The following is a 13,053-nucleotide window of genomic DNA, read 5'->3' as shown; positions in this document are numbered from 1 at the left end:
AAAAAAAATGGTGTCTCCTTTAAAAGCTAACACCATTTATTTTACAGCTTATATGTTGAATTAATTATAGTTGGTAGTTAAATTCAATTCTGTGCTGACCATCTTTAAAATCAACATTTTCGCTCCAGTTAGCGAAATAACGAATATTGGCACGTGGAGATATCTTATAACTAATGGCAAATTCGTGTAGCAACATACTATCAGCATCAACACCGTAAGCATGCGCCTTATATAAATCTGAACCGCCTAATGCCTGAAAGTAAAATGGATTGTAGTTTACCCAAACACGATCTGTAATAGCAATTTTTGAATACATCCCGATAAGACCGTATGCACCAACGCCTGAGAAACCTTGATCGACAATTGGACTACCATTTTCATCAAAGCCATCAGTCACATTATTACCAAAGCTTGCACCAACACCAGCTAAAGGAAATAAGTTTACAGGACCAACTTTTGGCAAAGCTTGCATGACTGAGTATGAGATATCGGCAGTTTCTTGAGCTAAATGTGTACCGTCAACATTAAAGTTAACATCAAGCTGTGAACCTCGACCATTTGTCGAATCTACAGTAAGTTGCCTCCACCGAAACGAATCTATAGAGTTATCTCTTGTTTGCGCATCACTGAAACCAACGTCTTCACCGTAGAGACCTTTCATTTCAAATACATTCATACCTTTAATGGTATCGCTACCGGTATTAAGCGTTCTACTCATGTTTAAGTTAAAACCACGATCCGTAATACCAACACCCACTTTTGTCATTACCGCCATTGGATCTGACATATCGACCAATTCTTGTTCCGCTTTGATTTCTGGAGTATTTTCAGCAGAATTTGATTGTTCAGAAGCCGCAAAAGCAGTGGAAGACATAAGGGTACAAAGTAACGCTAACTTTATATTTTTGTTCACAATAAAATCCTTAGACCTATCTGTAATTTTTAATAAGCCTGTTATTTAAGAAATTCGTCAGCCGCAACAAAAAGGCTATAAAATAACTAGACTGAGAAAACACATTACATTTACGCAGCTATTTGTATTTAATTGTACAAACAGACAAGCAAAGATAAGAATTTTTAATAAATGAAAGCGTCGAAAAAACAAAAACTCACACAAATAAATAGCTGTGAGCCTAAGCTGTATAAATTATTTAGGAAAGAAAATGGAATGGCACCTTAAAAACCTAGTTACAGTGGGTCTTTTAGCAAATAAAGAAGTATAGTAACTCATTATTTTAAGCTATTTAAATTGCCGCTTTAGTTTCTCCATCTGTTGTTGCAGTAATAAACTTGCACTATGTGGCATTGTTGCATGTTCCACAGAATTAGCCATTATCGCCTCCCCTGCAGCATCTGCTTCAAAGTTAAAACCTAAAGTCGTTCGCTGATCACAGAAAAAGTCTACTTTTTCATCAAGCTGAAATAAGCTGCATTGACTTGCTCGCCAAAAATCAGGAATGGCAATATAGCCATGTTCACCAATAATATACGCCCAGTTTTGCAATTTACACTGAAATGACGTTGCTAAAGTCAATTTAGTGTTACCTGACTGAGCAAGTATAATGACATCATCTTCGACCCCGTTTGGCGCTAAATGATAAGAAATTTGCATATTACTCATTGGCTCTTTAGTAAAATGGTGAGCAAGTGCCAAAGGGTATATGCCCATTTCAAGCAAGCAGCCTCCGCCCAGATCTTTATGATATTCTCGGCGATTGGAGTCATATGGCAATGGGTATCCAAAATCAGCCTTAATATGCTTAATATCCCCTATTTTCCCTTGGTCAACCCATGCTTTAGCTTTCTTAATTGCAGGTAAAAAATAAGTCCACATCGCCTCCATTAAAAATAAACCTTTAGTCTGGGCCAATTTTGAAAGCTCATCAAACTCCCGGCTGCTGACAGTAATTGGCTTTTCACATAAAACTGATTTACCAGCTTCAAGTGCTGATTTTATATTGCAATAATGAAAGGTGTGAGGAGTTGCAATATAAACAGCGTCAACCTTTGAGCTTTCAAACATTGATTGATAGCTTTGATATGCATATTCAATATCGTATTTATTAGCAAAGCGCTGAGCATCTACACGTTTTCGTGCAGCAACAGCGGCCAATTCAGCGTTAGACACAAAGGGCAAGTCTTGGCAAAACTGCTCAGCAATTCTGCCCGTACCTACAATACCCCAACGAACTTTACTTGAGTTATCCATTATACGGCACCCGCTGATTTTAATGGGCTTACATCTTTTGCTCTTTTTTGAAACACAACTTCCAACTCTTCTAATGACTTGCCTTTTGTTTCAGGTAATAGTCGATAGACCAAAACAAAACCCAATATGGCAAAAACACCATAAATGATAAAAGTAGCGGCGGTGCCAATTGTCGCGACTTCCCAAGGAAATAATAACTGCACACTAAAGCTCACCATACTGTTAACTAAACCTGTAAATGCAATGCCAACACCGCGTAAGTGATTAGGGAATACTTCCGCTAGCAAGACCCACATTACAGGTCCTAAAGAAACCGCAAAAGATGCAACAAAACCCAGTATGCCTGCCATGATCAACAGCGCATTCATATTTGCTGCAGCTTGTAAGATAGTCGCTTTATTCTCTCGCATCTCTTGCTCACCGATAAGATCGGTCACCGCATTTTTAAATTCAACATCACTGTTAAATTGTTTACCAACTAAAGGAGCTAATTTTTCTTTGGTTTCAACAGACGAAATTTTTGATACAGATTCCGGCGTTAATTTAAATGTTGCTTGATGAAATCCATAGGCCGCAACCGACATACTGATAACGACGCCTGCTAACCCAATCAGCATCAAAGGTTTTCTACCAAGTTTGTCAATCAATAACATGGCGACAATAGTGAAAACAACATTAATAATTCCAACCCAAACCGCTTGCGAAAACGCCGCGTCTTGCCCGACACCGCTTTGCTCAAAAATACTTGGCGCATAAAAATAGACCGCATTTACGCCAGTAATTTGCTGACTAATACCGACAGTTAAACCAACTGCCAACACTAATCGCATTTTAGGTGAAAAAAGCTCAGCCAATCGCTGCTTAAGCGGTGGCGCAGTACTGCCTTGTTGAACCTGAATCTCTTCTACCATTTTGGCTGAGTTATTATCAGGGAAAAGTTTTGTAAAAACGGCTTTTGCTTGCTCAATATAGCCATTACTCGCTAACCAACGCGGGCTTTCCGGGATAATAAATAATAGCGCCAAATAACATAGCGCAGGGATAATTTCCAAACCTAACATCCAGCGCCAAACATTTTCTTTAAGACCAAAAGTAGCTGCGATTTCGCTAGCGCCGTTGCTTAATTGCAGCAAATAGTAGTTAGCAAAATACGCCACTGAAAAACCAATCACAATATTAAATTGGTTAATTGAAATCATCTTGCCTCGGTATTTAGCGGGCGATATTTCGGCAATATACATAGGGGCAAGTACTAATGAAGCAAAAGCTAAACCGCCAATAAAACGCGCACCAATAAGCATATAATAGTTAAGAGCAAAAGCAGAAAATATTGCTGAAACCACATACAAGGCAGCAATGGTTATTAATACCTTTTTTCGACCAAAATGATCAGCACTTGGTCCCGCAAATAATGAACCGATAACAGCGCCTAACGTAGGAGAACTCACCACAAAGCCCTGTTGCCATTCACTTAAATGAAACTCCACCGCAACAAAACCAACGACACCTGATATTACTGATGCATCAAAGCCAAATATAAAGCCACCTAATGCGACAACTACAGCATAAAAGACACTGTTAGCGATTGATCCTGACATACTTTCTCTCTTTTAATTTTTATAATTCAAAAACACCTATGATAACGCTACCACAATTATTTTAATAATACCATTTTAAATAACGTTCCCTGAAAGGTAACCAAAAATTTATAATTAGGAATCATCATAACTTCTATGTTATTCACTCCCTTTAAACCAGTTGAACACAATAGTTACTCAAAAGAAAACAAACTAATTTACAAAGAGTTAAGGCGGTACAAAAACACGTTAACACGGTTAATCGCCTCAATAACCTTATCACTTACTTTCGATTTAATGACGTTATCTCGAAATATTTTGACAAAAAATGTTGCTAACAAAAAAAACCGATGATAATGTTAGCGCTAACAATTTATAACAAACAAAGCTTTCATATGTATTTAGGAATAGATTTAGGTACCTCTGGGGTAAAAGTGATTATCCTCGACAATAACGACACTATCGTTGCACAGGCACAGGCATCGCTTGAAGTAAGCCGCCCAGCCCCTTTATGGTCAGAGCAAGCTCCGAGCGATTGGTGGCAAGCCACCAATGAAGCCATCGCAGAAATAAAATCAAAAAATAGCGCGGCGTTAAAAGCAGTGCAATCGATTGGTTTATCTGGGCAAATGCATGGTGCAACTTTGCTTGACGCTGATAACAACATTATTCGTCCGGCGATTTTATGGAACGACGGTCGCAGTGAAGCGCAATGTAAAACCATTGAACAACGTGAGCCTAATACACGAGCAATTACCGGCAATATTGCCATGCCAGGTTTTACTGCACCAAAACTGGTTTGGTTAAAAGAAAACGAACCAGAGCACTTTGAAAAAGTTGCTAAGGTGTTATTACCAAAAGATTATTTACGCTTTTTAATGACCGGCGATTTTGCCTCAGACATGTCAGACAGCGCCGGTACCCTTTGGCTTGATGTTGAAAAACGCCAATGGTCAAATGAAATGTTAGCCGCGACCGAGTTAACCCTTGAACATATGCCTGCCCTTTTTGAAGGCTCTGAGATCACCGGTTATCTTTCAAAAGAAGTCGCTGATGCTTGGGGAATGAATGAAGTTGCGGTAATTGCAGGTGGCGGTGACAACGCCGCAGGCGCTGCAGGCATTGGGGTGATTAACCCTAATGAAGCTTTTTTATCTTTAGGCACCTCTGGCGTATATTTTGTTGCCAACGAAACCTATAACCCAAACCCTGATAGTGCTGTACATACCTTTTGTCACTGCATACCTAATACTTGGCATCAAATGTCGGTAGTGTTAAGCGCCGCAAGCTGTTTAAGCTGGGTGACCAAGCTTACTGGTTTTACCAATGAAAAAGCCTTACTCGATGAAGTAGAAAAGCTTGATTTTACCAAGCCCTCGCCGGTGATGTTTTTACCTTACCTTTCTGGTGAGCGCACGCCACACAACAACCCTAATGCACAAGGTGTTTTCTTTGGCCTTGGCCACAATACTGGCGCCGCTGAACTTGGCCGCGCCGTATTAGAAGGTGTTGCCTTTGCTTTTGCCGACGGCCAACAAGCACTCATTGCTGCAGGTACAAAAATTGATCAAGTATCCGTTATTGGCGGCGGCGCACGTAGCGCGCTGTGGGGAAAAATATTAGCCAGCGTACTTGATAAACCACTGACCTACCGAAAAGGTGCGGAAGTAGGCCCTGCTTTTGGCGCGGCGCGTTTAGCAAAAATTGCCAGCAGCAAAGCACAGCCAAGTGACGTATGCACCGCCAGCGAAGTCGATTTTGTTATCGAACCTGACACTAGCATGCACGCTTATTACCAAGCGCAACACAATAAGTATCAACAACTTTATAAAAGCTTAAAAGATCATTTTTAAGCGGTAACAACACAACAAATTAAGCATTAACTAGGAGTACCACATGAGCGAACAATTTTTTAATACCGTAGAAAAAATTAAATTTGAAGGTGAAAACAGCACTAACCCACTAGCGTTTCGTTATTACGACGAAAACCAAGTTGTGCTAGGTAAAACCATGAAAGAGCACTTGCGTTTTGCCGCATGTTACTGGCATAACTTTTGTTGGGCAGGCTCAGACATTTTTGGCGCGGGTACATTTGAGCGTCCTTGGATTTCAGCGACAGGTAACCAATTAGAGCTTGCTGAGCAAAAAGCAAAAGTTGCCTTTGAATTTTTTGAAAAATTAGGTGTACCTTACTTTTGTTTCCACGATGCAGACATTGCACCTGAAGGCGAGTCATTACAAGAATTCCACGACAATGTTGATCACATCGTTGGTATTTTTGAAAAAGAAATGAAGCGTACCGGCATTAAGCTGTTATGGGGTACTGCGAACTTATTCTCAAATGCACGTTTTTGTGCCGGTGGTTCAACTAACCCGAACCCTGATTTATACGCTTACGCTGCAGCGCAAGTAAAACATGCCTTAGAAGTAACGCACCGTTTAGGCGGCGAAAACTACGTACTTTGGGGTGGTCGTGAAGGTTACGATACGTTATTAAATACAGACCTTGCACAAGAAGGCGAGCAATACGCACGTTTCCTTAAAATGGTTATCGAGCACAAACATAAAATTGGTTTCAAAGGTAAGTTATTAATTGAACCTAAGCCTCAAGAGCCGACTAAGCATCAATACGATTACGATACGGCTACCGTTGCTGGTTTCTTACACAAGCACGGCATCGCTGGTGAAGTTCATGTCAACATTGAAGCTAACCATGCAACACTTGCCGGTCATAGTTTCCATCATGAAATCGCAGTTGCTTGTGCTGAAGGCATTATGGGTAGTGTTGATGCTAACCGTGGCGACATGCAAAACGGTTGGGATACCGACCAATTCCCGAACGACGTAGCAGAATGTACCTTAGTGATGTATGAAATTTTAAAAGCCGGTGGTTTAGACACAGGTGGTTTCAACTTTGATACTAAACTTCGTCGTCAATCATGTGAGCGTGATGATTTATTCATTGGTCACATTGGCGGCATGGACACTATGGCTAAAGCCTTACTTAACGCGGCTAAGTTAATTGAAGATGCACCATTATCTGACTTTGTTAAAGAACGTTATGCCGGTTGGAAAGGTGAATTAGGCCAAAGCATAATGTCTGGTGATCACAGCTTAGAAAGCTTGTCTAAATTAGTACTTGAAGAAAAAATCGATCCAAAACAAGAATCTGGTCGCCAAGAGCTACTAGAAAACATTGTTAACCGTTACGTTTAATTTAATTTTAATCTTAATTTAACGTTAACTTAAACCGATGCTTTAACTGCCAATAAATCCTAGCGATTATTGGCAGTCTTTAATTACTGTCACTCTAGGTTACCCCCAATGAATTTATTAGCACAATTAAAAAAGGTCACTAAAGTTGTGGCTGACAGCGGCGATGTTGACTCCATCAAAGCGTTAAACCCGGTAGATGCTACCACTAACCCTTCGTTGATTTTACAAGCGGCAAAACTACCGCAATACAATCACTTAATTGATGATGCTATCGTAAAATCTCGCAAAAACGGTCAGATCGATATTGATGATGTCTGCGACCAACTGATTGTCAATTTTGGCTGTGAAATACTTAAACATGTTCCAGGGCGCATTTCATCAGAAGTTGATGCCAGATTGTCGTTTGACACCCAAGCAAGCATTGAAAAAGGTCGTAAATTAATTGCCCTTTATCAAGCCGCCGGTATCAGTAAAGATCGCGTATTAATCAAACTCGCTTCGACTTGGCAAGGCATAAAAGCCGCCGAGCAACTAGAAAAAGAAGGCATTGCTTGTAACTTAACCTTACTATTTTCAATGGCGCAAGCCGTTGCCTGCGCCGAAGCAAATGTTACCTTAATTTCGCCTTTTGTTGGTCGAATTTTAGATTGGTATAAGGCTAAAGAAGCGCAAGCACCAACAGGAAAAGACTTTATTGGCGCAGATGATCCCGGCGTGCAATCGGTTACTCGCATCTATGAGTACTACAAAACCTACGACTACAGTACCGTGGTTATGGGCGCAAGCTTTAGAAACACCTCAGAAATTATTGAACTTGCCGGTTGTGATTTATTAACCATTTCACCCGCGTTACTGACTCAATTACAAGAAACGCAAGGTGAGCTTGAAACCAAATTAGATGCTAGCAAAATCAAAGGCCAATCACGCGATGCATTAACCGCGCTAACAGAAGCAAGCTTTGCATGGCAGCATAATGAAGATGCGATGGCGGTTGAAAAACTGTCGGAAGGTATTCGTAATTTTGCCAAAGATCAAAATATTTTAGAGCAAATGGTCGCCGAGCTTATTTAAGCCGTAAATGTTACAGACCCATTTGCCAAATATACGAAATAAAAACACAGTGCAAACTCATGAATATTTACCAATGCAATATTTAATCAACTGCACATTCAGCCAACGGCGCATTCCCTGCCGTTGGCTTTTAAAATAACAACACGAATTACCAACTACAAAGGAAATCATAATGACGTCTTCAAGGCAGCATCTCGCTAATGCTATTCGCGCACTTACAATGGACGCAGTTCAACAAGCAAAATCTGGTCACCCAGGTGCTCCTATGGGCATGGCAGATATTGCAGAAGTATTATTTAATGATCACCTAAAACATAACCCATCAAGCCCAAACTGGTCAGACAGAGATCGCTTTATTCTGAGTAACGGCCATGGTTCAATGTTAATTTATTCGCTACTACATTTGAGCGGCTACGACTTACCTATTGATGAATTAAAACAATTTAGACAACTTCATTCAAAAACCCCCGGCCACCCAGAATATGGTTACACCGTAGGTGTTGAAACGACTACTGGTCCACTAGGCGCAGGTATTTCAAATGCCGTTGGTATGGCGATTGCCGAAAAAACCTTAGCCGCACATTTTAACCGTGACAATTTTGCTATTGTTGACCATTACACCTACTGCTTTTTAGGCGATGGCTGTTTAATGGAAGGTATTTCGCACGAAGTATGTTCATTAGCGGGCACTCTCGGTTTAGGCAAGCTAATCGCGTTTTGGGATGACAATGGCATTTCTATCGATGGCGAAGTTGAAGGGTGGTTTACCGACAATACCCCTGCCCGTTTCGAAGCCTATGGCTGGCATGTGATCAGCGATGTTGACGGTCATGATCCGGTTGCCATTAACGCCGCTATCGAACAAGCAAAAGCGATAACCGACAAACCAACGATGATTTGTTGTAAAACCACTATCGGCTTTGGTTCGCCAAACAAATCAGGCTCGCACGACTGTCATGGCGCGCCATTAGGCGACGTAGAAATTGCCGCAGCCAGAGAATTTTTAAATTGGCCACATGCCCCGTTTGACATTCCACAAGAGGTTTATCAAGGCTGGGACGCAAATGAAAAAGGCAACCAAGCTGAGTCAAAATGGCAGGCTCTTTTTACCGATTATCAAGCGCAATACCCTGAATTAGCTACTGAATTTACTCGCCGCGTGATCGACGGAAAGTTACCCGAGCAATTTACTGAAAAAGCGGATCAATACATCAAGCTTTGCCAGCAGCAAGGGCAAAATATTGCTAGCCGTAAAGCCTCGCAAAATGCGATTGAAGTCTTTGGCTCACTACTTCCTGAATTACTTGGTGGCTCAGCCGATTTAGCCGGCTCTAACTTAACTTTATGGTCAGGCTCAAAAGGTATTTCAGCTGAAGATGCCGACGGTAACTATTTATTTTACGGCGTACGTGAATTTGGTATGAGCGGCATTATGAACGGCTTATCACTTCATGGCGGCTTTATTAACTACGGCGCAACATTTTTAATGTTTATGGAATATGCGCGTAATGCCGTGCGTATGTCTGCCTTAATGGGCATTCAAAATATTTTTGTTTATACCCATGACTCGATTGGCCAAGGCGAAGACGGACCAACCCATCAACCGATTGAACAGCTAGCAAACTTACGCATGACGCCAAATTTAACCACATGGCGCCCATGTGATGCGGTTGAGTCAGCGGTTGCTTGGAAAGCAGCCATAGAAAAACAAAACGGCCCAAGCGCGTTAATTTTTAGTCGTCAAGGTTTGCCGCATCAACAGCGCGATACTGAGCAAGTAGGCAATATTGAAAAAGGCGGTTATGTTTTAGTTGATTGTGCTGATGTTTCAGCCACTCCTGACGCAATTATCATTGCCACAGGCTCAGAAGTTGGCTTAGCCGTAGATGCCGCTAAAGTATTAAGCGAGCAAGGCAAAAACATTCGTGTGGTTTCTATGCCAAGTACCAATGTATTTGACCAACAATCTGCACAATACCAAGAAAGCGTATTGCCAACTCAGGTGCAAACCATTGTTGCGATTGAAACTGCCCATGTCGATTATTGGCACAAGTATGTTGGCCGAGCAGGCGCGATTATTGGCATGAGCTCTTTTGGTGAGTCAGCCCCAGGTGGTGAATTACTTAAACATTTTGGCTTTACGGTTGATAATGTTGTTCAAACCACATTAGCGACTATTAACAAAAATCAGCACTAATCATCACTAATATAGCTAACTAGGAAAATAACATGCAATCGAGAACTTCATTAAAAAGCTGGCAAACGCTTGTTACACATGCAAAAGAGATGAAACAAAAACACATGAGTGACTTGTTTAGTGAAAATCCAGCACGTTTTGAGCAATTTTCAATTAAGCTCAAGCCTTTTATGCTTGATTACTCAAAAAACTTAATTGGCAAAGAAACCATGTCAAACTTAATCGACCTTGCTAACGAGTGTGAGCTTGAAGCTTGGCGCGATAAAATGTTTGCCGGTGAGCGCATTAACCGCACCGAGGAACGTGCGGTTCTTCATGTTGCTTTGCGCAACCAAGGTAATCAAAGCTTTGAACTTGACGGCGAAGACCTCAACCAAGAAGTTCAGCAAACACTAATGAAGATGAAAGCATTTTCTGAAAAAGTGCGCCAAGGTCACTGGAAAGGTTATTCAGGAAAGCGCATTACCGATGTGGTCAATATTGGCGTTGGTGGCTCAAACCTGGGCCCGCAAATGGTGACCGAAGCATTAAAACAATACAGTGACAATAGTATTAATGTTCACTATGTTTCGAATGTCGATGGTACGCAAATTGCCAACGTATTAAGACCACTGAACCCAGAAAAAGTCTTATTCATTGTTTCAAGTAAAACCTTTACCACCACAGAAACCATGACCAACGCTAAAACAGCAATGAAGTGGTTGGTGTCTTCGTCATTCGATCAGTCAGCTATTGGTAAACACTTTGTTGCAGTTTCTTCAAATAAAGAAAACGCCACAGCTTTTGGTATCAAAGAAGAAAATATTTTTGATATGTGGGACTGGGTTGGCGGTCGATTTTCACTATGGTCTGCCATCGGTTTGCCCATTGCACTCGATCTAGGCTTTGAACCGTTTATCGAATTATTGCAAGGTGCTTACGATATTGACCAACATTTTTGTGAAGCGCCACTAGAACAAAATGCGCCGGTAATTCTTGCGTTGTTAAGTTTGTGGAACTGCACCTTTTTAGGCGCGCAATCGCAAGCTATTTTGCCGTACGATCAATCACTGCATATGCTATCGGCTTACCTCCAACAAGCGGAAATGGAAAGTAATGGTAAATCGGTTAACTGGCATGGTGAAGCAATTGACTACCCTACTGTTCCTTCTATTTGGGGCGAGCTAGGTATTAACGGCCAACATGCGTTTTATCAATATTTACATCAAAGCAACAATGTTGTTCCCGCTGACTTTATCGGTTCGATTGAAAGCGTTACCCCAGTTAAAGGGCACCATCAAACTTTAATGGCAAACTTTTTTGCGCAAACACAAGCGTTAATGCAAGGTGTAGACGAAAAACAAGTGCGTGACGATTTAAAAGCAAAGGGCCGAACGCCAGATTACATTAATAAAGTTGCCCCACATAAAGTACACAAAGGTAACCGTCCTACTAACACTATTTTAATGGAACGTATTTCACCGCGCAGCCTAGGTAGTTTAATTGCACTTTATGAACATAAGATTTTTACGCAAGGCATTTTGCTTGAAATTTGTTCATTTGACCAATGGGGGGTTGAGTTAGGGAAAGGCTTAGCGAATAATATCGAAGCCGAACTTAATGATAACAAAGTAAATAGTCACCACGACAGTTCCACTAAAGGCTTAATGGCTTATTATTTACGCAGTAAAAAGCACCTAAACAATGACTGATTTAATTAGCTACACCTTGCGCAATGCGCAAGGTGATGAAATAACCTTGAGCAATTATGGCGCAAGGTTAATTCAATGGAAAACCAAACTGAACACCCAAGATAGAAACGTACTACTAAGCTACGACAGCCTAGAAGACTACCGACAAGATACTTGTTATCTTGGCGCAGTTGCTGGCCCTTATGCCAACAGAATTGCTAACTCAAGCTATAAAACTGACAGTCAACTTGTTAAGTTGCTGGCTAATGAGGGTGACAATCACTTACATGGCGGCAATGGCGCATTTGCAGATCAATGTTGGCAGTGTTTAAAACATAGCGACGAGCAAATTGTATTTTCGTTAAGCTTGCCAAGTAATTTTAACGGTTACCCTAGCAAGATATACGCAGAAGTTAGCTACAGCTTAACTGAGCAAAGTGAGCTGATCATTGAATTTACGATTAACAGCTCAGCACAAGTGGCAATTGGACCAACATCGCACCCTTATTTTAATTTAAATGAACAAAGCAGTGATCATTTGCATTGGTTAACGGTTCAAGCTCAGCATTATACGCCGGTTAATGATCAAGCCATTCCAACTGGAGAAATTGCCCCGGTGCAAAATACTGACTTTGATTTTACCACGCAAAAAGCAGTATCTGATGATGACAACTGCATGATGTTAGATCACAACTTTGTTGTTAGTGAGCAAGATACTAGCTTGTCTAACGTTAAGGCAAAACAAGCGAGTTTAACCAGTAGTGACAAAAAGCTTAGCTTATTGGTGAGTTCAAATTACCCTGCGATTCAAGTCTACAATGGCAAGTTTTTAAGTGAACCATTTAAGCCATTTGCCGGTATTTGTTTAGAACCTCAGTTTTGTCCAAATAGCCCAAATGAGCCTCAATTCCCGTTTCATTTTACCGATAGAGACCAACCACTTAAAACGGTTATCAGCTATCAGTTAGTCAAACACGACAATTAGCCCTAAATAATTTGCACTGAAAAAATAAAAAGCAAAAATGAAAAAAGAGATAACCACTTAGTGATTATCTCTTTTTTTCTCTTATTAGCGCTTATATTTGTATTCGCTAGAATTACTGTCTTAAGCAA

General features: G+C 40.9%; 9 protein-coding genes. 6 read left to right on the top strand and 3 right to left on the bottom strand.

What is annotated here, in order from left to right:
* Positions 1-64 precede the first annotated feature (64 nt).
* The 3 genes from ACRRSQ_RS02785 to ACRRSQ_RS02775 form a co-directional block, all read right to left on the bottom strand.
* Positions 65-913 carry a hypothetical protein gene (locus tag ACRRSQ_RS02785; RefSeq protein ID WP_440874166.1) on the bottom strand — a complete coding sequence of 283 codons (849 nt, stop codon included), beginning with the start codon at positions 911-913 and terminating at the stop codon, positions 65-67.
* Between the two features lie 327 nt (positions 914-1,240).
* Positions 1,241-2,209, bottom strand: coding sequence for a Gfo/Idh/MocA family protein (locus tag ACRRSQ_RS02780; RefSeq protein ID WP_440874165.1), 969 nt, complete (start codon positions 2,207-2,209; stop codon positions 1,241-1,243).
* On the bottom strand, positions 2,209-3,807 hold the full coding sequence (locus ACRRSQ_RS02775) for a sugar porter family MFS transporter (RefSeq protein ID WP_440874164.1): 1,599 nt from the start codon (positions 3,805-3,807) through the stop codon (positions 2,209-2,211). Before ACRRSQ_RS02775 ends, ACRRSQ_RS02780 begins: the two co-directional genes overlap by 1 nt.
* 374 nt (positions 3,808-4,181) lie before the next feature.
* Between ACRRSQ_RS02775 and xylB the strand changes: the two genes are divergently transcribed.
* From xylB to ACRRSQ_RS02745, 6 genes are all read left to right on the top strand, one after another.
* Positions 4,182-5,639: a xylulokinase gene (gene xylB / locus ACRRSQ_RS02770; protein WP_440874163.1), complete on the top strand. Its 1,458-nt coding sequence runs from the start codon at positions 4,182-4,184 to the stop codon at positions 5,637-5,639.
* Positions 5,640-5,682: 43 nt separating this feature from the next.
* Positions 5,683-7,002: a xylose isomerase gene (xylA, locus tag ACRRSQ_RS02765; protein WP_440874162.1), complete on the top strand. Its 1,320-nt coding sequence runs from the start codon at positions 5,683-5,685 to the stop codon at positions 7,000-7,002.
* Between the two features lie 108 nt (positions 7,003-7,110).
* Complete coding sequence (tal, locus tag ACRRSQ_RS02760; protein ID WP_440874161.1) at positions 7,111-8,073, top strand: transaldolase; 963 nt, start codon at positions 7,111-7,113, stop codon at positions 8,071-8,073.
* A 172-nt stretch (positions 8,074-8,245) separates the two neighbouring features.
* On the top strand, positions 8,246-10,270 hold the full coding sequence (gene tkt / locus ACRRSQ_RS02755) for a transketolase (protein WP_440874160.1): 2,025 nt from the start codon (positions 8,246-8,248) through the stop codon (positions 10,268-10,270).
* A gap of 32 nt (positions 10,271-10,302) precedes the next feature.
* Positions 10,303-11,961: a glucose-6-phosphate isomerase gene (gene pgi, locus ACRRSQ_RS02750; RefSeq protein WP_440874159.1), complete on the top strand. Its 1,659-nt coding sequence runs from the start codon at positions 10,303-10,305 to the stop codon at positions 11,959-11,961.
* The gene (locus ACRRSQ_RS02745; protein WP_440874158.1) at positions 11,954-12,925 is read left to right on the top strand and encodes an aldose epimerase family protein; all 972 of its coding nucleotides are present in this window, start codon (positions 11,954-11,956) and stop codon (positions 12,923-12,925) included. The genes pgi and ACRRSQ_RS02745 overlap by 8 nt, the downstream gene beginning before the upstream one ends.
* Positions 12,926-13,053 lie beyond the last annotated feature (128 nt).

The organism is Thalassotalea sp. PLHSN55, from assembly GCF_052030545.1.
GTDB lineage: Bacteria > Pseudomonadota > Gammaproteobacteria > Enterobacterales > Alteromonadaceae > CANMXU01.
This window is presented reverse-complemented; position numbering and strand designations above follow the sequence as displayed.